This window comes from Stenotrophomonas sp. ATs4 (assembly GCF_051861585.1).
In the GTDB taxonomy this organism is placed as follows: domain Bacteria; phylum Pseudomonadota; class Gammaproteobacteria; order Xanthomonadales; family Xanthomonadaceae; genus Stenotrophomonas; species Stenotrophomonas maltophilia_AS.
The window spans coordinates 184,419-207,760 of record NZ_JBLYPK010000009.1 but is presented as its reverse complement, the minus strand read 5'-3'; the positions used below and the strand labels follow the sequence as shown (position 1 = coordinate 207,760).

At 65.6% G+C, this 23,342-nt stretch carries 17 protein-coding genes; 2 read left to right on the top strand and 15 right to left on the bottom strand.

Annotated elements, in window-relative coordinates:
* Positions 1–34: 34 nt before the first annotated feature.
* From ABR323_RS17000 to ABR323_RS16950, 11 genes are all read right to left on the bottom strand, one after another.
* Positions 35–1,750 carry a BatD family protein gene (locus tag ABR323_RS17000; RefSeq protein ID WP_439450145.1) on the bottom strand — a complete coding sequence of 572 codons (1,716 nt, stop codon included), beginning with the start codon at positions 1,748–1,750 and terminating at the stop codon, positions 35–37.
* Complete coding sequence (locus tag ABR323_RS16995; RefSeq protein WP_439450144.1) at positions 1,747–3,585, bottom strand: tetratricopeptide repeat protein; 1,839 nt, start codon at positions 3,583–3,585, stop codon at positions 1,747–1,749. The genes ABR323_RS17000 and ABR323_RS16995 overlap by 4 nt, the downstream gene beginning before the upstream one ends.
* A complete protein-coding gene (locus ABR323_RS16990) occupies positions 3,582–4,586 on the bottom strand; it encodes a vWA domain-containing protein (protein WP_135274930.1) in 1,005 nt (334 codons plus the stop codon). Before ABR323_RS16990 ends, ABR323_RS16995 begins: the two co-directional genes overlap by 4 nt.
* Positions 4,583–5,032: a DUF4381 family protein gene (locus tag ABR323_RS16985; protein ID WP_439450143.1), complete on the bottom strand. Its 450-nt coding sequence runs from the start codon at positions 5,030–5,032 to the stop codon at positions 4,583–4,585. Before ABR323_RS16985 ends, ABR323_RS16990 begins: the two co-directional genes overlap by 4 nt.
* Entirely contained in the window at positions 5,029–5,958 is a 930-nt protein-coding gene (locus ABR323_RS16980) for a DUF58 domain-containing protein (protein WP_439450142.1), read from the bottom strand. The genes ABR323_RS16985 and ABR323_RS16980 overlap by 4 nt, the downstream gene beginning before the upstream one ends.
* Positions 5,959–5,966: 8 nt before the next feature.
* On the bottom strand, positions 5,967–6,992 hold the full coding sequence (locus ABR323_RS16975) for an AAA family ATPase (RefSeq protein ID WP_439450141.1): 1,026 nt from the start codon (positions 6,990–6,992) through the stop codon (positions 5,967–5,969).
* A 288-nt stretch (positions 6,993–7,280) separates the two neighbouring features.
* Positions 7,281–9,251, bottom strand: coding sequence for a type IV pilus secretin PilQ (locus tag ABR323_RS16970; RefSeq protein WP_439450140.1), 1,971 nt, complete (start codon positions 9,249–9,251; stop codon positions 7,281–7,283).
* 21 nt (positions 9,252–9,272) lie between these two features.
* Complete coding sequence (locus ABR323_RS16965; RefSeq protein ID WP_135274938.1) at positions 9,273–9,776, bottom strand: pilus assembly protein PilP; 504 nt, start codon at positions 9,774–9,776, stop codon at positions 9,273–9,275.
* Positions 9,777–9,802: 26 nt separating this feature from the next.
* The gene (locus ABR323_RS16960) at positions 9,803–10,459 is read right to left on the bottom strand and encodes a type 4a pilus biogenesis protein PilO (protein WP_135274935.1); all 657 of its coding nucleotides are present in this window, start codon (positions 10,457–10,459) and stop codon (positions 9,803–9,805) included.
* Positions 10,456–11,331 carry a PilN domain-containing protein gene (locus tag ABR323_RS16955; RefSeq protein ID WP_439450139.1) on the bottom strand — a complete coding sequence of 292 codons (876 nt, stop codon included), beginning with the start codon at positions 11,329–11,331 and terminating at the stop codon, positions 10,456–10,458. The genes ABR323_RS16960 and ABR323_RS16955 overlap by 4 nt, the downstream gene beginning before the upstream one ends.
* Entirely contained in the window at positions 11,331–12,389 is a 1,059-nt protein-coding gene (locus ABR323_RS16950) for a pilus assembly protein PilM (protein WP_010484061.1), read from the bottom strand. The genes ABR323_RS16955 and ABR323_RS16950 overlap by 1 nt, the downstream gene beginning before the upstream one ends.
* Before the next feature lie 219 nt (positions 12,390–12,608).
* Here ABR323_RS16950 and ABR323_RS16945 point away from each other — a divergent pair, with 219 nt between their 5' ends.
* Together ABR323_RS16945 and ABR323_RS16940 are read left to right on the top strand one after the other, a co-directional pair.
* Positions 12,609–15,032, top strand: coding sequence for a penicillin-binding protein 1A (locus tag ABR323_RS16945; RefSeq protein ID WP_439450138.1), 2,424 nt, complete (start codon positions 12,609–12,611; stop codon positions 15,030–15,032).
* 431 nt (positions 15,033–15,463) lie between these two features.
* A complete protein-coding gene (locus ABR323_RS16940) occupies positions 15,464–16,108 on the top strand; it encodes a hypothetical protein (protein ID WP_075676367.1) in 645 nt (214 codons plus the stop codon).
* Between the two features lie 189 nt (positions 16,109–16,297).
* Here the strand turns inward: ABR323_RS16940 and ABR323_RS16935 are convergent, their stop codons facing one another.
* The 4 genes from ABR323_RS16935 to ABR323_RS16920 form a co-directional block, all read right to left on the bottom strand.
* Positions 16,298–17,047 (bottom strand): hypothetical protein, encoded by a 750-nt coding sequence (locus ABR323_RS16935; RefSeq protein WP_439450137.1) that lies wholly within the window; start codon positions 17,045–17,047, stop codon positions 16,298–16,300.
* Positions 17,048–17,116: 69 nt separating this feature from the next.
* On the bottom strand, positions 17,117–21,523 hold the full coding sequence (locus tag ABR323_RS16930; RefSeq protein WP_439450136.1) for an ESPR-type extended signal peptide-containing protein: 4,407 nt from the start codon (positions 21,521–21,523) through the stop codon (positions 17,117–17,119).
* A 63-nt stretch (positions 21,524–21,586) separates the two neighbouring features.
* On the bottom strand, positions 21,587–22,294 hold the full coding sequence (locus tag ABR323_RS16925) for a pilus assembly protein (protein ID WP_439450135.1): 708 nt from the start codon (positions 22,292–22,294) through the stop codon (positions 21,587–21,589).
* Between the two features lie 18 nt (positions 22,295–22,312).
* The gene (locus ABR323_RS16920) at positions 22,313–23,242 is read right to left on the bottom strand and encodes a CfaE/CblD family pilus tip adhesin (RefSeq protein ID WP_439450169.1); all 930 of its coding nucleotides are present in this window, start codon (positions 23,240–23,242) and stop codon (positions 22,313–22,315) included.
* Positions 23,243–23,342: the final 100 nt, after the last annotated feature.

Below are 23,342 nucleotides of genomic sequence, written 5' to 3'. Positions count from 1 at the left end.
ATGCACTCTAACAAAGCGCGCAAGCGGCGCCGGTTCAGGTTCGCCGCGGCGGATACAGCGGCGCCAGACCAGTTTCAGTGGCGCCTGTAGCCGCCGACCAGTGCGGTCCGTCACGGAAGACCTCGCGCAGACGCGCGCGCAGCGACGCCGGATCCCCCTGCCCGCCCCAGCGCGCCTGCTGCAGCTCCTGCAACACCTGGCGTTGGGCCGGATCAGCCAGGCGGGAGATGACCTGCTCGATGCGGTCGACGCCCGCCATCGCACACAGCTGCGCTTCAACCTGCTCGAAGCCTTCGGCATCCAGCGAACGGCGCAGTTCGGCCACACTGGCACGACCGGTCGCCACACCCGGCACAGAGGGCTTGCCGGCTACAGGTGCCGCTGCACGCGGGCGGCGCCCTCGCTGCCAGCCCCACAGCAGGGTCAGCAGCCATAGCAATGCCAGGCCGATGGCGGCACCCATCCACGGCCACGGGCGTTCGGCCATGCCACTGGCGCGCGGATCGGTCGCCGCGATGCGGCTGTCCAGGCCATCGGCGCCCGGCAGTGCCGCATCGGTGTCGATCGGCGGCAATGGCGCCGGTGCAGCACTGCTGCCACCGTTGCCGGCCGCAACCGTCAAGGTCAGATCCGGTAGTTTCGCCTCCTGCGCCTTGCCTGCGCGCACGTCCCACCACGGCAGGCGCGGACCCGGCACCACCAGTGACCCGGTCTGGCGCGGCACGATCGAATAACGACGGGTGATCTTCAGCCGCGGCGTGCTGCCATTGAACGACTCCTCGTACTGCGCGGGTTCGGCGAACACCTGCGCGGCGCTGCCAAGATCGGGCACCGGCAGATCGGTGAACTGCGCGCGGGTTGCACCTTCAGCAATGGCCTCGACCACTACGTTGGCCGCTTCACCCGTGCGGGCGCTGGTCGGTGCACCGGTGTAGCGCAGCTGCAGGCTCTGCAGCGGCAGCCAGGGCTGCGGCGCCTGTGCCGGCTGTGCCTGCACCTGCAGCGTGCGGTCGGTGCCGGTGGCATTCATTCGGCCATCGCCACCGCCGAAGAAATCATCGAAGAAGCCACCGGCACTGCGCCCGCTGAAGCGCGCACCGGCCAACCGCAGAGCACCGCTGCGCTCGGGAATCAGCAGGAAGCGCCGTTCAACCACGTTGTAGCGACGGCCGTTGACCTGCCGCACATCGGTGCGGTCATCGCCCACGCGTTGCAGCGAGGCACCGGCCGGGGTATCCAGCACCAGCTCGCCGGAGGCCAGCTGCGAAGCGAAGTACAGGCGCACCACCACGCCCACGCTCTGCTGCACATAGGGCGTATCGTCATCGACCACAGTTTCGATGAAGGCCATGGCATTGCTGTCGGGGCCGGCCACGGTTGCCGCGTCCACCTGCAGGGTCAGCGGTGCGGTACGTACGCTGCCCACCTGCAGGCCCGGAACCACCAGTGCACCACTGCGCCGTGGCGTCAGCGCAACGCCATACAGATTGCGTTGCTGCATGCTGCCGTTGCTCCACTCCACCTGGCGGCTGCTGGTCTGGCCGCTGAGGTCGAAGTCGGTACGCAGCGGCGTGAAGTCCGGGGCGCCCTGATCGCTCTCGACATTGAGGGTGACCGTGTCGCCCATCGCGATGCGGTCGCGGTCGAGCCAGGCACGCGGCTGCGCCCACGCCAGCAGCGGCAGCCACAGCAGTAGTGCCGCCAACACCTGCAGCGGCCAGCGCCCATGCATGTTCGTCGCCCGCGTCATCGCCCTTCCCTCTTCCTGCGTTCGTTTTCCAACTGGAACTTGGCGCGCAGCAGTGCGCCCGGATCATCCGGAACACGTCGCATCCACGCTTCCACCGCCTGTTGTTCCTCGCGTTGGCGTGGCGTGCGGCCATCGCCGGCCGGCACTGGCTTGCCGTCCCTGTCCGCCTCGCCTTCGCGCGCCTGCTGCATTGCCTGCTGCATGCGCTGGCGCTGCTGCTCGTCGGCCTGCGCCTGCGCCTTGGCATCTTCCACCTGCGGTGGTGCCTGCTGGCCGTCGCGGCCACGCTCGCCGGGCTGCGGGCTCGACGGGTTCTTGTCGTCACCGGGCTTGGGCTGGCCCTGCTGGCCCGACTGCGGCTGGCCCTGGCCGGGATTCTGCTGGCCTGGCTGCGGCGGCTGGCCCTGCGGATTCTGCTGCCCCTGGCCGTTCTGCGGCGGTTTCTGCTGCCCGTCCTGCGGCGGTTTCTGCGGGCCCTTGCCTTGGCCACCTGGCGGCTTGCGCTTGCGAGCGGCGTCGACCACGGCGCGGTTGGCCACCGCATCGGCCATGCCGGGATGCAGTGCCAGCGCGCGGTCGTAGGCGGCGATGGCTTCATCGTAGTTGCCCTGGCGCGCCAGCGTATTGGCCAGGTTGTACCAGCCGGCATCGTTGTCGATGCCCTCGAACTGCTTGCGTGCACTGGCGAAGTCACCACTGCGGTATGCCTGCACACCTTCGGCCAGGCGCTGGTGCTGCAGCTGGTCGCTGCGCTTCCACAGCGTGCCCTGCACCGGCTGGGAAACAGGCGCTGTAGGCGTCTGCGCCTGCACATCACTCATCCATGGCAGCAAGCCCACCGCCAGCACCGCCGCCAGCAGCGCGCGGCGACGGAAGGCCAGCAACGCAAGCAGCATTACCGGCGGCAGCAGCCAGAAGCCTTCATCGCGCCATTGCCGGCCTTCGCCAGGCTGCTGCGCAGCGGTACCTTCGCGTGCGTCAAGTACACCCAGCGCGCGCAGATCGGTGTCATCCGCGGCAATACGGACATAGCGGCCGCCGCCTGCGCCAGCCACCGCGCGCAGGCTGCCTTCGTCCAGCGCGGCCTGGCGGATCTGACCACTGCCGTCACGGTAGGCAGCACCCGCCGGCGTTCCCAGGCCCAGCACCGACACCTGCAGGCCCAGGCTGCGCGCTTGGGCTGCAGCCAATCCGGCTTCACCGTCGGCCTGGTCGGTCACCAGCAGGATCTGTCCACGCAGTGCACCGATCTGCCGCATCAGCCGCGTTGCCCAGTCGATGCCACGGTCGGCACGCTGGCCCTCGCGCGGCATCACGTCGGGCGACAATGCATCCAGATACAGCGCGACGTTGCTGCCGTCGTCGGTCAGCGGCGCCACGGTGTAGGCATCTTCGGCGTAGACCACAAGACCCACCTGACCGCCCTGGCGGGCACGCAGCAGCTCGCCTATTTTCGCCCGTGCCTGCAGCAGGCGCGACGGCGGCAGGTCGGTGGCATTGATCCGGCTGGACAGGTCCAGCACGACCAGCAGCGGTGCGCTGGCCTGGAACATCGGTTGTGCCTGCTGGCGCCAGCTGGGTCCGGCCATGGCCAATGATGCCAGCGTCCAGCCCAACAGCACCGCCCACGGCAGGCGCGCGCGACGACGTGCACCGGCGGCCAGCAGATGCGGCAGCAGGTGCGCGTCCACCGCGTTCCGCCACACATCACTGCGTCGCTGCCGGTACAGCGCCACGGCCAGGATCAGCGGCAACGCCAGCAACGCCCACAGCCAATCCGGGCGCAGGAAGTGCAGCGCGTTCCAGTCGGGAAGATGGGAAGCGAACGCGATCATCGGCGACGCTCCGGCCACATCCATGCCAACGCACCCAGCAACAACGCCAGGGCCAGTGGCCATGCATAGCGTTCCTCGCGTGGGCGCAGACTCGGTCCCTTCGCCGCGATCGGCTCCAGCCGATCCAGTTCGGCATAGATGCCAGCCAGCTGCGCGGTGTCGCGTGCACGGAAGAACTGGCCGCCGGTCATGCTGGCGATCTGCTTCAACGTGGCTTCGTCGACCGGATCCTGGTCGGCGGAAATGGGAATACCGAGGAAACGCATGCTGCCGTCACCGCCGAACGCGACCGTGTGGATGCGCACGCCTTCGGCACGCGCGACTTCGGCCGCGCGCAGCGGTTCCAGCACGCCGGCATTGCTGACGCCGTCGGTCAGCAGGATCAGCACGCGCTGGCCCTCCGGCTGGCTGCGCAGGCGCTTCACTGCCAGGCCGATGGCATCGCCGATGGCGGTCTCGCGCCCGGCCAGGCCCACCACGCTGTCACGCAACTGGTCGCGCACACTGGCCAGATCGGCGGTCAGTGGCGTCAGCGTGTAGGCGCGGTCGCCGAATACCAACAGGCCGATGCGGTCACCGGCACGACGGTCAAGGAAGTCGGCAAGCACGGCCTTGGCGGCGGTGAGGCGATCGACCGCCTGCCCACCCAGCACCATGTCGCCTTCCCCCATGCTGCCGGACACGTCCATCGCCAGCATCATCTGCCGGCCCTGCTGCGGCGGCGAAATGGCTTCACCCAGCTGCTGCGGGCGCGCAAGCGCGATGCACAGTGCGCACCAGCCCAGCCACAGCAGCAGCGTGCGCAGCCACGACACATCGACGCGGCCGCCACCGGCCAGCGCTTCCAGTTCGGTTGCGGCATACGGCACACGCAGTGCAGCACCCGGATCGGCGCGACGCTTCCACCAGCGCATCAGCAACGGCAACGGCAGTGCCAGCAGCGCCAGCGGCCACGCCAGCTGCAGGTCCGGCCACGGCCAGTAACTTGCCAGCAGGTTCATCGGCGCCGCTCCAGCAGCAGCGCCAGATAGCGCTCGCGCGCCCAGCTGCGCACGGCCGCCACTTCGCGGGCATCCACGTGGGGGCGATAGGCACCTTCAGCCAACAGGCTGCGGCGGGAGGCGGCCAACGTGCCCTGCGGATCCACGCGCTGCCACCACTGGTCATCACGCAGTGACTCGCTGCCCGGCTGTGCCTGCCGTGCGGCGCGCCGCAGCAGGCCGGCGATCGCCGCCAGCTCCGCCGTGGGATCGGTGACGGTCGCCAATTCCTGGTCGAACAGCTGCAGCCAGCGTTGGCGGCGGCGACGACGCTGCCACCAGAAGAATGCGGCCACCAGCAGGGCCAGCAGGACCGCGCCACCGATCATCAGGTAACCCGGTGCCGGCGGCCACCACGATGGAGCCGGCGGCAGCTGCACGTCGCGCAGCGGCAGATTGGCGCTCATGCCGGCACCTCGGTGGGCGACGGTGCCAGCCAGGCATCGCTGGGGGCATCGGTGGACAGCACCTGCACATCGACGCGGCGCGCGCCAAGCTGGCGTCGCAGTTCCTGCAGCGGTTCGACGAAGTGAGCCTTCCAATGGGCCTGCACCTCGCTGCGGCGCAGGTCGAGACCAATGCGCTGCTGCAGCGTCTGGAACTGCAGCGGGGCCGATGGCGGTTGCAGCTCCAGCGGATCAACCAGCAACACCAGGCTGAGGTCATGGTGCTGGGCCAACGCGCTCCAGCGCGCCGACGGAATGCGGATGGCCTGCTGCGGATCGGCCAGCACCAGGATCCGCGCACCGGGCCGCAGCACGCGCGTGGCATGGTCCAGCGCGCGCTCAAGACCAAGGTCATCGGCCGGTGGCTGCGCATACCAGCGGGTGAGCGCATCGAGTACGCGCAGCACGCCACGCGCGCCGCCCGCCGGCGCGATCGGCGCTTCGCGATCGGTCCCGCGCAGTGCGCCGATGCGGTCACCGCGTCGCTGCGCAGACCACGCCGCAATGGCACCGGCACGCGCGGCCTGCACGGATTTGAAACGCACGCGGGTGCCGAAATACAGCGCAGGCGACGTGTCGGCAACGATCAGCGTGACCCGCTCGCGTTCGGCCTGGAACAATTTTGTATGCGCGCGGCCGGTGCGCGCGGTGACGCGCCAATCGATATGGCGCGCGTCGTCTCCCGCCACGTATTCGCGGGATTCGGCGTATTCCATGCCGCGCCCACGCAGCGGCGACGGCGCCTGGCCCGCGCTGCCGGCCCGCCCCCTGCGCGGCGGTGGCGGTCGCTGCGCCAACCGGCGCAAAGCCACAAGCTCGGCCAACTGCGGCCGCAGACCATCGCCATCGCTGGCAGTGGCGGCAGGTTCCCTGGAAATTCCGGTCATGCGCGTACTCAGGGCGCTGGCACCCGGGCCAGCAGTTCCTGCACCAGACGCTCGCCATCCCAGCCTTCGGCGGTCGCCTCATAACTTGGCAGCACCCGATGACGCAGGACGTCGGCAGCCACGGCACGCACGTCGTCGGGCGTGACGAAATCGCGATCTGCCAGCCACGCCCGCGCCCGCGCACAGCGCTCCAGCGCGATCGAACCACGCGGGCTTGCGCCCCACGCGATGCGTCGCCCCAGCGCAGCGTCATAGCGCGAAGGATCGCGCGAGGCCAGTACCAGTTCGATCAGGTAGCGCTCCAGCGCCGGCGCCATGTGCAGGTCCAGCACCTCGCGTCGCGCGTCGAAGACGTCCTGCATCGGCAGCTTTGCCGGCGCGGGCGCAGCGTCGCCCAAGGCGCCCCGTGCACGCTCGCGCGCCAGGCGCAGGATTTCCGCTTCGGCAGCCTCGTCGGGATAGCCGATGCGTACGTGCATCAGGAAACGATCCAGCTGCGCTTCTGGCAGTGGGAAGGTGCCTTCCTGTTCAATGGGGTTCTGCGTGGCCATCACCAGGAACAGTGCCGGCAACGCGTAGGTGTGGCGGCCGACGGTGACCTGGCGCTCGCCCATGGCCTCCAGCAGCGCGGACTGCACCTTGGCCGGTGCACGGTTGATTTCATCGGCCAGCAGGATGGGGTGGAAGATCGGGCCGGGCACGAATTCGAAGCGACCCTCCTGCGGGCGCCAGATCTCGGTGCCGGTCAGGTCGGCCGGCAACAGGTCCGGGGTGAACTGCACACGCGCGAAGTCTGTTTCCAGGCGCGCGGCCAGCGCGCGGATGGCGGTGGTCTTGGCCAGTCCCGGGGCGCCTTCCACCAGCAGGTGGCCGTCGGCCAGCAACGCGATCAGCAGGCGTTCGACCAGTGCCGCCTGGCCGACGATCTCGGCCGACAGCGCGTCGCGCAACTGGTTGAAGGCGCCATGCAGGCGGGATGTCGCCGGCGCGGGCGGCGGCGAAGCGGTTTCGGGCATCGGCGGTGGCAGGTTCATGGGGGCCTTTGACCGGCGCGGGACGGCACGGGTTCCCCACATCATCGCAGGGTGCCTTGCGATTGGCATCAAGAACGGCTGAACGGCCCATCCACGCATGGCGTGGATCTACCAAGCCCATCCACGCGTGGCGTGGATCTACTGGGGCATCCACGCGTGGCGTGGATCTACTGGGGCATCCACGCATGGCGTGGATCTACTGGTTATTTGCGCGTGGCGTGGATCCATCGTCCAAATGAAGAAGGGCCGCACGGGGCGGCCCTTCTTCGTGTTGCAGGTGGCGATGGCTCAGTTCTGCTTGGCCACGCGCAGCACCTTCGGGGTCACGAACACCAGCAGCTCGGCCTTGTCCTTGCTGCGGCCACGCTTCTTGAACAGGTTGCCCAGGAACGGGACATCGCCCAGGAACGGAACCTTGCTGATGCTGTTGCGATCGGTGAACTCGTACACGCCACCGATGACCACGGTCTGCCCATCCTCAACCAGCACGGCGGTATTGACCTCGCGGCGGTTGATCGACGGCACGGTGCCATAGCCTTCCAGCTGGATCAGCCGGTCCACTTCGTCCTTCTTCACCTGCATGTTGAGGAACACGCGGTTGTCGTTGGTGATGGTCGGGGTGACCTTCAGTTCGAGAACCACTTCCTTGAACTGCACGTTCGGCGTAGCGACACCACCTGCACCGGCACTGATGGTCACGTAGCCGATTTCCTTACCCTGCTTGATCAGGGCCTCGCGCTGGTTGGTGGTGACCACGCGCGGGTTGGAGATCACTTCGCCACGCGACTCTTCCTGCATGGCCGACAATTCCACGTCCAGCAGATAACCGGCATTGAGGATCGACAGCGCCAGCGAGCCTGCCGGGTTGGTCGATGCCGCCGGCATGGCCCAGTTCAGGCCACGGGTGATTGCCGAACCCACCGGCACCGGCGCCGGGCCGGTGCTGCCGCCGGCCAGCCAGTCGCGATACGCCTTTGCATTGGTTGCATTGGCTTCGACCTGCGACTTGCGGGTTGCCTCGTTGGCTTCCAGCTTGCCGCTGAAGTAGGCGTTGTCGCGGCTGCCGCTGATGCCGAACCGCGCACCCAGCTCACGTGCGAACGTATCGGTGGCGATCACGATGCGGCTTTCGATCAGCACCTGGTCGACGGGGCGGTCGATCACGCTGATCAGCTCACGCATGCGCGCGATCTTCTTCGGAATGTCGCTGATCATCAGCGTGTTGGTGCGCTCGTCCGCAACGATACGGCCACGGCCGGACAGGAAGCCACTTTCCTCCTGCGACGAACCACCACCGCCGCCACCGCCTGCTCCACCGCCACCGCCGCCGCCGATGCCCTTGGCTTCGGTCAGTGCTTTGAAGATCTGCGTGGCGCTGTGGTAGTTGATCTGGACGTAGTCGGTGACCAGGTCTTCGCGGTTCTCGATGGCGATGCGCGCGTCTTCCTTCTCCTGCTCGAACTTGGCCAGTTCGGACTGCGGAGCAACCCAGATCACGCTGCCGTCGCGTCGCTTGTCCAGGCCCTTGGCGCGCAGCACGATGTCCAGCGCCTGGTCCCACGGCACGTTGACCAGGCGAAGGGTCACATTGCCCTGCACCGAGTCGGATGCCACCACGTTGAGGTTGGACTCCTCGGCGATCAACTGCAGCACGGTGCGCACCGGCACGTCCTGGAAGTTGAAGGTCACCGGCTTGCCGGTGAAGCCGCGCTGGCCGACGGCCTTGGCGGCCTGGGTCACGCTGCCGGCGGTGACCGCACCGACAGCGGCCGGAGCCTGCCGCGGGCTGATCTCGACCACGTATTCGTTGCCGCTCTGGTAGGCCAGTGATTCGACCGCACCACCGGTGCTCAGCACCAGCTGGGTGCCGGTGCCGGACGGCTTGGCGTCGATGCGTTGCACCGGCGTGGCGAAGTCGACGACGTTCATCGGCTTCTGCAGGTTGGCTGGCAGGCGGGCATTGCCGACGTCAACCACCACGCTGTTGCCTTGTGTCCGCAGGTCCGGGATCGCACCCTGGCCATCGAACTGGACGATCAGGCGCCCGGCGCCATCATCGCCCCGCTTGAAATCAATCCTGGCGACCGACAGGCCGGCCGGCGCAGCGGCCGGTGCCACGGTGGTGCCCACCGGCTTCTCCGCCGGTGCGGCGGCCAGCGCCGGAGCGCAGGCCAGCATCAGCGCGACTCCCAACGCGCTGACACGGTTCAAGGTAGAGCGCCGGATGGGACGCAGCCCCTTGGCTTGGTGAAAGGTCATCGTGCTATCCCCAGTAAACGATCATTGATCTTCAAGCGAGAGCGTTGCCGGACGTTCCAGCCAGCCACCCGCGCCATCCGGCACCAGTTCGATCAGCTCCACGCGGTCCTCGAAGACCGCCGTGGCCCGTCCGTCGCTCTGCCCCAGGTAGCCACCCGGGCGTACCCGGTAGGTCACCTTGTCCGGCCCCATCACCAGTGCAACGGTGCCACCACCGGTGCCGATGGTACCGACCATGTCCAGTGCGTCCAGCGGGAAGCCCTCCAGGGGCTCCTTGCGCCGGTTCGGATCTGGCCGCATTCCGCCATTCCCCTGCGGATTGGTCCAGGCATCGGTGAACGGATCGCGCAGGCCCTGCGCGGAGTACTCGAAGGTCTCGAACTGCTGCATCACCGGCAGCGGCTCCAGCGGCTGTGCCGGCCGGGCTCGCTCGCCCTCCACCCATTTTTCCAGGTTCGGTGCATCGCCCGGCGTGCTGGTCACGCCACGGCCACAGGCAGCCAGCAGCAGCACGGCAGCCACCATCCCGCAACGTGCAAAGAAGGAACGCGTCACTTCTTGTCCTCCTTGCCGGCTTCAGCCTTCTGCTGTTCCTGGACCTCGGTTTCGTCCAGGTAACGATAGGTTTTGACCGTGCCGGACAGTTCCAGTGCACCAGCACGGGCGCCGCCACCGGTCTTGTCCGCAGGCTTCAGGTTGATGTCGTGCATGGTCAGGATCACCACGCGCGGCAAAGAGGCCACGCCACTGACGAAAGCGCCGAACTGGTGGTAGCTGCCCACCATCTTCAGCTTGATCGGCTTCTCGGCGTAGAACTCCTTGACCTGCTCCTGTTCCGGTTCGAACAACTGGCTGGTCAGACCGCTGGAAAGCGCCGTCTGCGAGATGTCGATGATCAGGTCCGGCATTTCGGTCTTGCTGGGCAGCTGCCGCAGCATCTGCTGCAGCACCTGCTCCATCTGCGCCAGCTGCTGCTTGAGCGGCCCCAGGTTCACTGCACGTTCCTGCTGCTTGGTGAACTCGGTACGCAGGTCGCCTTCCTTCGACTCCAGGCTGGACAGTTCGTCGCGCTTGCCGCTGATCAGCAGCATCCACGCAACGAACATGATGACCAGCGCCAGCAACGAGCAGAAGACGATCTTGGCCTTCTGCGGCCAGTTGCCGATGTCGTTGAAATCCAGGTTCTTCAGATCGATCTTCTGGCTCATGCGCGGTTCCCCTGCAACGGGGCATTGGAGGCCTGCGGCGGCTGCGCCAAGCGGCTGCCCTCAGGCTTGGCCGGGGCCGGTGCCGGTGCGGCGGGCTGGTTCGGCTTGGCCGGCGCCGCAGCGGGTGCGCTGGCCGGTGCAGTAGCCGGGGCAGATTGGGCCGGGGCCGGGGCAGTGGCTGGTGCCACGGCCGGTGCCGCCGCGTCCGGACCTGCCGCCAGCGGTGCCACAGCAGGCGCCGCAGCCGGTGTGGCCGCCACACTGCCATCGGCATTCAAGCCCTGCGCGCCGGTCTCTTCACTCTGCGCGGGCAGCTTCACCGTGACCTTGAACATGTACGGCAGCGCCTTGATGTCGGACACCGTGCCGGTCGCGTTCTTGTCCGCAGCACTGGCCTGGATGATCGACAGCTCCGGATTGGTCATCCAGCCCGACGTTTCCAGGTTGCGCATGTAAGCCGACACGCGTGCATTGGACTGGGTCCGGCCCTCAAGAGTGAGCATGTCCCCCTCCTGCTGCAGCGCGGTCAGCACCACGCCGTCAGGAATCGTGCGCACCAGCGCGTCGAACAGGTGGACCATCTGCGAGCGCTTGGCCTGCAGTTCCTCGATCACCTTCTTGCGTGCCAGCAGGCGGTCCTTCTGCGCGTCAAGGCGGTCGATCTCCTTGTTCTGTTCCTTGACCTTCTCGATCTCGGCTTCCAGATAGGCATTGCGGTCCATCTGGCCGCTCACCTGACGGTCGTAATAGAACCAGATCAGCAGCGACAGCAGCAGGCCACCGATCGCGGCCATGCCCAGCATTGCGTAGAACTCGCGCTGGCGTTGCTTGCGCCGCTCGGCGCGCCAGGGCAATAGATTGATGCGCGCCATCAGTCAAAGCTCCTCAGCGCCAGACCGGTGGCGATCATCAGCGCGGGGGCATCCTGGGCCAACGCATGCGCGTTCACCTTCGGCCCCAGGGTCATCTGCGCCAGCGGGTTGGCGACCACGGTCGGCACGCCCAGCTGTTCCTCGACCATTTCCGGCAGGCCACCCAACACGGCGCAGCCACCGGCCAGCACGATGTGATCGACGCGGTTGAACTCGCTGCCTGCGTAGAAGAACTGCAGCAGGCGGCTGATCTGCTGGACCGTGGCCTCCTTGAACGGCTCCAGCACTTCCATCTCGTAGCTTTCCGGCAGCCCACCCTGGCGCTTGGCCAGGCCGGCCTCTTCGTAGCTCAGGCCGTAGCGGCGCATGATCTCGTCGGTCAGCTGCTTGCCACCGAACACCTGTTCGCGGCTGTACAGGCTGCGGCCACCGCGCAGGACATTGAGGGTGGTCATGGTGGCGCCGATATCAACCAGTGCGACCACGCCCTCGATGGACACCGGCAGCTCGCTGGCGACCAGGGCATAGGCGTTCTCGACCGCGAAGGCCTCCACGTCCATCACCTTGGCCTGCAGGCCACCCAGTTCCAGGGCCGACTGGCGCAGTTCCACGTTTTCCGAACGCGACGCAGCCAGCAGCACCTGGACCATCTCAGGGTTGTTCGGGATCGCCCCGATCACCTCGAAGTCCAGGTTCACTTCCTCGATCGGGTACGGAATGTAGTTGACCGCTTCCAGCTCGATCTGGGCTTCCATGTCGTTTTCGTCGAGCTCGGCCGGCATCGGGATCACCTTGGTGATCACCGCCGAACCGGCGACGGCGGCAGCGGCCAGCTTGGCCTTGCTGCCCGAGCGGTTCATCGCACGGCGGATGGCCTCACCCACGGCCTCCACTTCCACGATGTTCTTCTCCACCACCGCATTCGGCGGAAGAGGTTCCACAGCGTAATGTTCCACACGAAAACGGTTGCCACTGCGGGACAGCTGCAAAAGCTTTACCGCAGTCGAACTGATGTCGACGCCTACAAGCGGCGACTGACTTTTTGGGATGAGCCCCACGGTTTCTCCCCTGCCGACGGGCACTTGGACGCAAGACCTGCGCCCGAGCATTAATAACGTATTCTTAGCAAATGGCAACGGCCCTGCTGTGAAGTCCCTCACGGATTCACCATGCAGCCCCTGACTGTTCCCTTTGCGCTCCCCGGCAACGACCCCAGCCGCCACCTTGCGTAATCTATACTCTGCGACCACGAAATTCGCAATCGGAATCTGAACCCGATGACTCGACTCCGCCGCTGGCTGCGCTGGATCTTCCTGATTGTCCTGGTCCTGGCGCTGATCGGCGCGGCCGCCGTGGGCGGTCTGTACTATGCCGTTTCCTCCAAGCTTCCCGACGTGCAGACCCTGCGCGACGTGGAAATGCAGGAGCCCATGTACGTCTATGCCGCCGACGGCAAGCTGATGGCGGTGTTCGGCGAGACCCGCCGTACCCCCATCACCATGAAGGACGTGCCCGAGCGCCTGAAGCAGGCGTTCCTGGCCACCGAGGATGCCCGCTTCTACGAGCATGGCGGTGTGGACTACATGGGCATCGGCCGTGCGGTGTGGCTGCTGGCCACCACCAGCGACAAGCGCGTGCCCGGTGGTTCCACCATCACCCAGCAGGTCGCCCGCCAGTTCTTCCTCAGTTCCGAGTACAGCTACACCCGCAAGCTGGCCGAGATCCTGCTGGCGCGGAAGATCGAGTCCGAGCTGAGCAAGGACGAGATCTTCGAGCTGTACCTGAACAAGAGTTTCTTCGGCAACCGCGCGTACGGCGTGGCCGCCGCCGCCGAGTTCTACTACGGCAAGAAACTGAACGAGCTGGACCTGGATGAAATGGCCTCGCTTGCCGGCATCCCCAAGTTCCCGTCCTCGGGCAACCCGATCTCCAACCCGGAACGTGCCCGCCAGCGCCGCGACAACTACGTGCTGCAGCGCATGGCCGACCTGAAGTTCGTCAGCCAGGCCGAAGCCGACGCGGCCAAGGCCGTGCCGATGCACGCCACCGCGCATGAGCCGCCGGTGCAGGTCGATGCCCCGTACGTGGCCGAGCTGGTGCGCCAGGAAATGATTGCCCGCTTCGGCGGCGATGTGGTCAACAAGGGTTACCACGTCACCACCACCATTGATGCCACCCTGCAGGCTGCGGCCAACCAGTCGGTGCGCGACGGCCTGCTGCTGTACGACCACCGCCACGGCTGGCACGGCGTGGAAAAGCAGGTACAGGTGGGTGCCGGCGAAGACGCCGCCGCCCTGGCCGAGCACCTGCGCGGCATGTTCGGCCAGGCCGGCCTGCTGCCGGCCATCGTCGCCAGCACGGGTGCCGATGGCAGCGCCACCGTGGTGCTGGCCAACCGCAGCGAGATCGTGCTGCCGGCCGGCGCTGCCAAGTGGACCAACAAGACCCTGGGCAAGCTGGTGCAGCGCGGCGACATCGTGCGCGTGCGTGCCGGTGCCAAGGAAGGTGAGTGGCTGCTGGACCAGCTTCCGCGCGGCCAGTCCGCGCTGGTCTCGCTGGATGCCCACAACGGCGCACTGAAGGCGCTGGTCGGTGGCTTCAGCTTCTCCGGCAACAAGTTCAACCGCGCCACCCAGGCACGTCGCCAGCCGGGTTCGAGCTTCAAGCCGTTCGTCTACGCGGCCGCCTTCGACAAGGGTTACAACCCGGCCTCGATCGTGCTCGACGCCCCGGTCGTGTTCCGCGACCGCCGCGGCAAGACCTGGGCCCCGCAGAACGACGGCGGCGGCTTCCGCGGCCCGATGCGCCTGCGTGAAGCGCTGGTGCAGTCGCGCAACCTGGTGTCGGTGCGCCTGCTCGATGGCATGGGCGTGGACTACGCGCGCAAGTACATCAGCCAGTTTGGCTTTGCCGAATCGGAACTGCCGCCGAACCTGTCGATGTCGCTGGGTACCGCCTCGCTGACCCCGCTGTCGGTGGCCCGCGGCTACGCTGTGTTCGCCAATGGCGGTTCGCGCGTGGACACCTGGCTGATCGACCAGGTCAATGACCGCGACGGCAACCTCGTATTCAAGGAAAACCCGGCGCTGGCCTGCCGCGACTGCGCCGGCAGCAGCGACCAGCCGGTGAACCAGGTGGTGGACGGCTTCAACTTCGGCGCCCCGGCCCCGAAGGTGGACCCGGCTGCAGCCGCCAAGGCCGAAGCCAAGACCGAACCCCCGGCCGCGCCGGTCAACCCCGATGCCCGCACCGCCCCGCGCGCGATCGACGCCCGCACCGCCTACCAGCTGGTGTCGATGATGCGCGACGTGGTCCAGCGCGGTACCGGTGCCCAGGCCAAGGTGCTCGGCCGCGAAGACGTGGGCGGCAAGACCGGCTCCACCAACGACCACCGCGACGCCTGGTTCTCCGGCTTCGGCGGCCCGTACGTGACCACCGTGTGGGTGGGCCGCGACGATTTCCGCTCGCTGGGTTACCGCGAATACGGTGGCAAGGCCGCCCTGCCGATCTGGATCGACTACATGCGCACCGCGCTGAAGGACACCCCGATCGCACAGAACGAACCGCCCAGCGGCATGGTCCAGGCCACCCTCAACGGCGCGACCGAGTGGGTGAAGGTGGAAGACATGGACCGCCTGACCGACTACGACCTGAACCTCAATACGCCGCAGGCCGACGCCGCCGCGTTCGATATCTTCTGAGGAAGGGATTGGTGGGTGCCAACCGTGGGTTGGCACCGATGCATCCCTGGTAGCTGCCAACCTTGGTTGGCGCCCCGTGCCGACCAAGGTCGGCACCTACCAAAGCGATGGTGGGTGCCAACCGTTGGTTGGCATCAGAGCGTCGGTGGGTGCCAACCTTGGTTGGCACCGATGCATCCACCGGGCACAGCCCCGCGCTGCTCCGGTAGATGCCAACCTTGGTTGGCGCCCCGTGCCGACCAAGGTCGGCACCTACCAAAGCGTTGGTGGGTGCCAACCGTTGGTTGGCTCCGATGCATCCGTCGGACACCGTTCTGCACGGGTAGCGCCGGGCCATGCCCGGCGAGCGCAGCGGCGCCTGCCTTGAATACCCACGCAGATGTCACATCCGTGCGCTAGTCTGTAGCCAGGTCGCAACAGGGAGTCATCGCATGCATCGCGCCCGTCAGCATGCTGCCAGCCAGACCCGCGAGCGGCGCCACCGCCTCGCCCACGAAGCCGCCCGCCTGATGGCCGAAGGCGGCATCCGCGACTACCACCAGGCCAAGTTGAAGGCCGCCAGCCGGCTCGGCATCCACGACGATGCCTCCCTGCCCCGCAATACCGAGATTGAAGACGCCCTGCGCGAGTACCAGCGTCTGTTCTCCGGGCCCCAACACGGCAATGAACTGCAGCGCCGCCGCGAAGCCGCCATGCGTGCGTTGGAGTTCCTGCACGGCTTCGCCCCTCGCTTGGCCGGCCCGGTGCTGGAGGGCACCGCCGACGCCAACAGCCCCGTGCAGCTGCACCTGCACAGCGACGACCCGGAAGCCGTGCACCGCTTCCTGGACGAACACGGTATTCCCGCCGAATCGCGGACGCGCCGGTTGCGCATGGACCGCGAACGCTGCCTGGATGTACCGGTGTGGGTGTTCAGTGCCGAGGAGCTGACCTTCGACCTGGCCGTGCTGCCGTATGACGCCCTGCGCCAGGCACCGCTGTCGCCGGTGGATGAGAAGCCGATGCGACGCGCGTCGGTGGCGCAGTTGCGGCAGGTGCTGGCCGAAGCGGAAATTACTGCCTACATCGGCGGGTAACGGAGGACGGTAGCGCCGGCCCATGGCCGGCGAGCGCAGCGGTGCGGTGCGGACCAAACCTGATGGTGGGTGCGGACCGTTGGTCCGCACCGTGCTTCAGGCATTTCGATTGCTGGCCGAAGAGCAGTCGAGCAAGCCCGACTCTACAAATGCGTGGCATCCGCGGGCCCCACCCAGCATGGCAGTGTTCTACAGCGGCATGCCATTACCGGTTGTCGGCTCCGGGCCAATCAACCACTCCGGCAACCACGGTGCAGGCGCGCGCTTGGGGTACTCCGCCATCATCCGCGCGTGCATGGTCTGCAGATCGTTCAACAGCCATACCTGGTGATAGATGTCACTGAACGAATCCGACCAGCCGCTCTTCACCCGTTGGCGATCGACGCTCGTGAGACCGGGCACCAGATCACGCGGGCCCTCCAGAATGGGCCGCAGCGACCGGTTGATGCCTGCGTTCTCCGCCGCGGCCTCACGCATCAGGCTGATGTGCGCCTGAACCCCTGTGCATTGATACGGCGCGCAGCCCGCGGTCGCCTCGATGTAATCGGCAATATCCGCCAGCAGGTTCGCCTTCAGCCGCCATGCCATCTCGCCATCCAGCACCTGCCGCACCTGCATCGTTCTCCGCGTACTGGCACGGATACCCTCCGCCGTGGTGAATGGCTGGCCCGGCGTGCTGCCACCGTGACGCACCAGAACAATGCGGTGAATCGCCTCGTTGGTGATGCCCTCCACCCGTAGCGCAGCTACCTGCGGATGCATGCGCGGTGGCGGCACACTGGTGAACCGCCAGTAGTACCAGAGCAGCGCCACTACCCCCAGGAAGCACAGCACGCTGGCCAGCATCCAGACGTCCACATGCCGGGTGTAGTAGTAATACCGCGCCCGCCAAACGTAGAACGTGCGGTAGCTGACGAATCGACTCACCCATCGGTACATTGCCATCTCCTCGGCAAGGACCCCGGCGCGGCGGGGTTCATTACGCGCACCACGCCGGGGCTGCATGGCTTACCAGCCGATGCCCACGCCGACGCCCATGCTGCGCTCACCGCTGTTGGTGAACGCACCATTGAGGCTGAAGGTGGCCGAACCCTTCTCGTTCAGCACACGCTGGTAGCCCACCGCCATCGCCGACTCACCCTCGCTGTAGCCCACGCCCGCACCCAGGCGGTTATACGTGGCCAGACCGGCGGTGTTCATCGCCATCGCGCTCTGCGCACTGCTCATCGCCGCCATGCGGTTGAAGCGCTTGTCCATCTTGTCCAGGCGACGCTCGAAGGTGCTGATCGCACCATCGGTGTACTCGTTGGCACGGGCCAGCATCTTCTCCAGGTCGGCGGTGTCGACCTGCGGTTTGGGCATGTCGTCCTGCTTCGACTTCGGCTGCGGCGTCGGCTTGTCACCTTCACCGGTAGAGGCAATCTGTGGCGAGCCGCTGGTTTCCGGCGTCGGCACGATCTCTTCGGTGGATGGCGAAGGCGTGGATGCTGCCGCCATGGCGCGGGCCTGCGGCTGATCGTCAATGCGCTGCTCCAGCCCATCCATGCGGCCGTTGAGCTGCTGCTGCATCGAATGCAGCTGGCCGCCGTTGACCGCATCGCGGCTGCCGGCCGCGATCAGGCCGTTGGCCACGTTGGAGATGACCATGCCGTTGGCGCCGGCCAGGGTGAGCTGTTGGGTGCCGTCTGCGCGTACCGAAGGGGTTTCCTGGAACACGGAGCGGAGCTGGGATTCGACGTGGTTCACGCGCGAGGTGGTGCTGACAACTGCGCCGTCGAGCGCTTCCAATGCGCCATTGAGGGTGGATTGGGACTGGCCCTGCACGTTGAAGCTGGGGCCGACGATGTTACCGTTGGCATCGACTTCGCCGCCGAGAGCGGAGAGTGCACCGCGCAGCTGGCCGACGGTGGCAGCGTTGTGGTTGGCGGTGCCGTTGGCGATGTTTACGAGGCGGCGCCGCGCGGTCGCGTTGCCGAAGGAAGCAACTCCAACTTCTGTAGCCGCAGAGTTGGCGCCCAAAGCCAGAGATCCTGCTGCATATGAGTCAACTACCGAGCCACTGCCAATCGCAATACCTCGTGCGGAGTGCACTTGAGATCCAGTGCCGACCGCAAAACCGTAAGGAGCGTCAGCAGAAACGCCCGAGCCACGACCAAGAGCGACAGAGTTAACACCAAGCGCTCTCGCATAGGCCCCCAGTGCCGTCCCTCCCTCTCCCTGCGTTCGAGCCGAGTCACCAATGGCAACACCCAAGAATCCTGCGAAGGCATCTTCGCTCAGCTGATCCGTGTCAATTTTGAGGAAGCGACCCTGATGCTCGATCTTGGATACTCGATCACTGACGCCGAACAACTGGCGACCGGTGACCACGTCGTGACTATCCGCAGAAACCGAACCATCGGCCACGCCAGTCAAACGCGCACCCCCAAAATCGATCGGACCGCTCGCATCCAATCCACGCATGGCCTGCTCGCGCATCTCCCGCTCCTTTCGCATCGCCTCCAGGTCATTCCGATTCTGCGAGATCTTCTGCTCGGCGGCGTACAACTGGCTGCCGGTTACGGCATCACGGCTTCCTGGCGCCACTCGGCCGTCAGCCAGGTTGGTCAGCACCATGCCATTCGCGCCATTCAGCGCGATCTGGTTCATGCCGTCGGTGCGGGCCGAAGGTGAATCCTGGAAGATCGAGCTGAGTTGGACTTCCACCTTGTCGGCGCGACGGCCTGCGGTGATGACAGCGCCATCGAGTGCCATCAGTGCATCCTCGACGGTGTTCTGCGTTCCACCCTGCACTGCGTAAGTTGGGGCAATGATGTTGCCGCTGGCATCCATGTCAGCGCCGCCGCCGAGGGTGGCGAGGGAGTCCTTGAGCTGGGAAACGGTGGTGGCGTTGTGGTCGGCGGTGCCTCGGGCGATGTTTACAAGGCGGCGCTGCATGCCACTGTTTCCGAACGATGCAACTCCGGCTTCGTTTGCTTGGGCGTCCCTCCCAAGTGCCAGCGAACCGTGAGCCCCGGTCCCGATCTTTGCGCCCGCGCCAATCGCAACACCGTCATTCGCACCGCCGCCTGCTGACCCCACCTCAGCACCAGCCCCCATCGCAAAGCCATTCTCGGATTCCTCAAAAACGGTTGCCCCTCTACCAATCGCAGTCGAACTCCTGCCCATTGCTCTGGCTCGAGTACCAACCGCGGTCCCACTTTCAGAACCTGTCCTGGCTGAGTTACCGATAGCGACTCCTCCTGCCCCCGCTTCAGCAGGCTCACTGATGGGCGCCACGCCAATACTCAGGAACTGATTAACGCCTTCCAGGGCTGATATCCGTGAATTGCTTGAATACAATTGCTTCCCAGACACAGCCTCATCACTACTGGCGCTCAAGAGCCCATCCGCTACACCACTGATCTTCCGATTGGCATTGGCGCTGTTGCGCACGTCCAACGTCGCACCGCTGTTCTTCCCGCCCAGGCGCACATCGCCGGACGCGGAAACCTGCGCCACCAGCCCGCCCAGCGCCGCGGTCTCGGCCAGCGCCTTGGTTGCATCCGTCTTTGCCACACCAGCATCTGCACCCGCAGACCTAGCGATACCCTCCACCGTCGTCACCTTGTCATTGGTGGCACTGAGCTGCCTGCCGTTGACGGCCTCGTAGCTGCTGGCGCTGACCACGCCATCGGCCACGCCGGCCAGCTTCCGGTTCGAATTTGCACTATTGCGCACATCCAGCACGGAGCCACTATTCTTCTCACCCACGCGAACATTGCCGCTGGCGCTGACTTGATTCAGCAACCCGTTGAGCGTACCCACCTGGGTCAGCGCGGTATTCGCTGCGGTCTTGGCGGAACTGGCATCGCTCATCGCGGTGCTGACATTGCCGTTGGTGGTGTTGAGCTGCCGACCGGTCACCGCATCGGTACTCGTCGAGGACAACGTCGCGTCCGCAACACCCGTGATCCTGCGGTTGGCGCTGGCACTGTTCCGCACGTCCAGGGCAGTGCCACTGTTGGATGCGCCCAGTCGGACATTTCCCGAAACAGACGTCTCGCTCAAGAGGCCCGAAAGCGTGTTGGCCTTTGCCAGTGCGCTGTCAGCATTTGTCTTCGCGGCGTCGGCGACAGATCGCGCGGCTGTGACATTACTGTTGGTGGCATTCAGCTGTTTGCCTGACACAGCGTCCGTACTGGTAGTGCTCAGTGTGGCATCCGCCACGCCCGTGATCTTTCGATTGGCGCTGGCGCTGTTGCGGACGTCCAGTACGGTGCCGCTGTTGCTTGCACCTACACGAACATTACCCGAAGCAGAAGTCTGGCTCAGAAGGCCGGAGAGCGTATTGGCCTTTGCCAGCGCGCCGTCGGCATTGGTCTTGGCGGAGTCGGCGACCGAGCGCGCGGCAGTGACATTGCTGTTAGTGGCATTCAGCTGTTTGCCCGACACAGCATCCGTACTGGTCGTGCTCAGTGTGGCATCCGCCACGCCCGTGACCTTGCGATTCGCGCTGGTGCTGTTGCGGACGTCCAGTACGGTACCGCTGTTGCTTGCACCGAGGCGGACGCTACCTGAGACAGATGTCTGGCTCAGCAGCCCGGAAAGCGCATTGGCTTTCGACAACGCGCTGTCAGCATTGACCTTCGCTGTATCAGCGACAGATCGCGCCGCCGTGACATTGCTATTGGTCGTATTCAACTGCCTGCCAGTCACCGCATCCGAACTGGTACTGTTCAGACGCGCATCCTCAACGTTTACGACACGACGCTTCTGGGTTGAAGTTCCGACGGATACCGTATTCCGTTCCGACGCGCTGGAATTTGCACCAAGAGCGACAGAATCTTCAGCAGAAGCACGCGAACCACTACCAATAGCGATCGCATTCTTGGAATTCGCGCGAGAGTCATTGCCAAGCGCTGTTGCACCAACGTAGGCGGCGTACGCCTTGGCTCCAATGGCAACATTGTATCCACCATTATTTGTGACAACTGCGCTATTGCCGATTGCCACACTGTCGCGGGCATACACGCTCGCCTTATAGCCAAAGGCCACACTGTTGTCACCATCAATGCGGGTTCCGTGGCCAAAGGCAAACGAATAGCTGGCATTGATTCGAGAACCTGCCCCCATCGCCAGCACATTGGTGCCGCTGGTGTTCGCGTAAGGCGTGAACACTCGCTCGTCATAGTGTCCAGCATGCGGGGTGCAATTCAGCAGATCGCCGGACGAGAATGGGCTGCAGCCGAGGTACAGTCCGGCATGCACATCTCCAACACTTCCAACGGCAAGAAGGCCAAACAGGGCTACTGAACTCGCGACTTTGCCATCGGACACCTTTCGAGTGCCCCTGCATCGCGGTGATGCAAGTTCACTCCCAACCACCCAACAGTTCTTTGCGACACTCCAGATGCGACGATAGATGTGATTCAAGATCTCTCTCCTTAACAGGACATGGAAAATGAGGCCCTGCGCATGACGCAGGGCCAGCAAAGTTCAGGCGCTCGGCGCCAGGCTCGTTACGTGTTCGCGGTGACCGTCCTTGGACAGGCGGTAGTGCAACCGCAGGGTGCTACTCGGTTGAGGCTGGAACGGCAGCTTCAGCTCCGCGTCGGGGTACAGGCTTTTTGCAAAGTCGTGGGACGTGCAGGCACCGCCGGCACTGCACTCGGCCAGCCCTGTGATTCCCACGCGCAGGGTCCCCACATTGCGCAGGGTGTCGCCTTGAAACTGCAGGTCCACACTGCCATTGGTGGGCAACACGTTCACCAACGCGCCCCAGACCAGGCTGACGCCGACGTTGGCTTGGGCAGCTTGCTCGTCGTCTTCGAGAAGGGTTCCATCCGGCCCCCTGACGCCCTCGAAGTAGATGCGATAAGCCGCTTCTTTCTCGACGGTCTGCAGCGGTATGACCCGGATCAGACGATTGCCGCCACCACTGAGTGCGAACTTGCCAGGCGTGATGGCAACTGCTGCGTCGGCGGCCTCCACCTCCATCTCTTCCTCGCCAACCTGCGCGGGATTCGAGATGCGCAGCAGGCGTGCCTGCACGTACTGCGGCTGGGTGGAGTGCGAGTACACGCGGATCTGCGTACCGCGTTTGCTATCGACGGCCGCACGCATTGGATGGATGGAGAGGTTGGCATGTGCCGGTGGGGCCAGCAGCGCGCCCAATGGCAACAGACAGAACAGCAGCTTCTTCATGATCAGGCTCCGTGAGAATCAGGGTTTGGCAGTCGGCACGCGCAGCTCTACCGTCAGCTCGCCGTCGTAGAGGCCGGGACGCTTGCTGGCGATGGGCGTAGGCGGCGTTTCCAGCGTCAATGGCGTGGGCACGCAGTACACGGGTTGACTGATGCCAGGAAGCATCACCAGCCGCAGCTGTGCGCTGTCGATACCGCGCAGCAACTGCTCCTCGCCGTTCTTCATCGCCAGGCGGTTGCCGCCGTAGTTCAGGCTGACCTGGTAGTCGAGGCGCTGGGTGTCGTCACTGCCGCCATCCGCGTGCCAGACCGCGAAGTCCCGTCCCGGCGGTGGTCGCGGCCCGCTGTCGCGCACGGTGACGCCGAGGAACTCGCTCTGCGAGCCCACGCCGTCGTACAGGCACATGTCCACTTCCTTGTATCCGCCGACCATCTTGCGGATGGGGTCGTAGCGCAGGTCCATGTTGACCAGCGGTGCGATGCCGTCGAAGCCGGGGAAGTAGATCGAGATCGCGTCGTAGTCGGTGACGGTGAAGTCGAAGTTGAAGGTGGCCGTGGCGACCGGTGCTGCGACTGGATCGGCTTTGATGTTCAGGCGCATCGTGGCTTTCCAGTGACCGGCGACGAGACGCGTCAGTTCGGATGAGGGAAATGAGAGCTTGGAACCTGTACCGATTGGCTGATCGATACCACAGGTGTAATAGAACGCTTCATGGAGCGCCCGCTGACTGCTATCCCAGTAATCCGGGCTACAAGTCCAATCATTCAGGACTCTCTGAAGGCTTCCGAGCACCCGAAGCTCCGTGCGCAGGCCTGTCCGGCTCTCCACAAGCCGCAGGACAATTTCGGATGGCCCGCTAACTATTGACGGAACTCCGTCCGTCGGGCACCGCCCAAATTCACTATCAGAAGCAGACCCACAAACCACATGGATCTGCCCATACTTCATCGCCAGGTCGTGACTGAATCCCAGCACCGTCCGCGGCGCCCACAGCTCCACATCACCTGGCACCGCCGAGCGATCCCAGCTCATCACGATGTCCCTGCTC

Bases quoted from the DNA above. Each gene is read 5' to 3' on its own strand.
- ABR323_RS17000 (WP_439450145.1), bottom strand. From the start codon at position 1,750: ATGACGCGGGCGACGAACATGCATGGGCGCTGGCCGCTGCAGGTGTTG.
- ABR323_RS16995 (WP_439450144.1), bottom strand. From the start codon at position 3,585: ATGATCGCGTTCGCTTCCCATCTTCCCGACTGGAACGCGCTGCACTTC.
- ABR323_RS16990 (WP_135274930.1), bottom strand. From the start codon at position 4,586: ATGAACCTGCTGGCAAGTTACTGGCCGTGGCCGGACCTGCAGCTGGCG.
- ABR323_RS16985 (WP_439450143.1), bottom strand. From the start codon at position 5,032: ATGAGCGCCAATCTGCCGCTGCGCGACGTGCAGCTGCCGCCGGCTCCA.
- ABR323_RS16980 (WP_439450142.1), bottom strand. From the start codon at position 5,958: ATGACCGGAATTTCCAGGGAACCTGCCGCCACTGCCAGCGATGGCGAT.
- ABR323_RS16975 (WP_439450141.1), bottom strand. From the start codon at position 6,992: ATGAACCTGCCACCGCCGATGCCCGAAACCGCTTCGCCGCCGCCCGCG.
- ABR323_RS16970 (WP_439450140.1), bottom strand. From the start codon at position 9,251: ATGACCTTTCACCAAGCCAAGGGGCTGCGTCCCATCCGGCGCTCTACC.
- ABR323_RS16965 (WP_135274938.1), bottom strand. From the start codon at position 9,776: ATGGTGGCTGCCGTGCTGCTGCTGGCTGCCTGTGGCCGTGGCGTGACC.
- ABR323_RS16960 (WP_135274935.1), bottom strand. From the start codon at position 10,459: ATGAGCCAGAAGATCGATCTGAAGAACCTGGATTTCAACGACATCGGC.
- ABR323_RS16955 (WP_439450139.1), bottom strand. From the start codon at position 11,331: ATGGCGCGCATCAATCTATTGCCCTGGCGCGCCGAGCGGCGCAAGCAA.
- ABR323_RS16945 (WP_439450138.1), top strand. From the start codon at position 12,609: ATGACTCGACTCCGCCGCTGGCTGCGCTGGATCTTCCTGATTGTCCTG.
- ABR323_RS16940 (WP_075676367.1), top strand. From the start codon at position 15,464: ATGCATCGCGCCCGTCAGCATGCTGCCAGCCAGACCCGCGAGCGGCGC.
- ABR323_RS16935 (WP_439450137.1), bottom strand. From the start codon at position 17,047: ATGTACCGATGGGTGAGTCGATTCGTCAGCTACCGCACGTTCTACGTT.
- ABR323_RS16925 (WP_439450135.1), bottom strand. From the start codon at position 22,294: ATGAAGAAGCTGCTGTTCTGTCTGTTGCCATTGGGCGCGCTGCTGGCC.
- ABR323_RS16920 (WP_439450169.1), bottom strand. From the start codon at position 23,242: ATGAAGTATGGGCAGATCCATGTGGTTTGTGGGTCTGCTTCTGATAGT.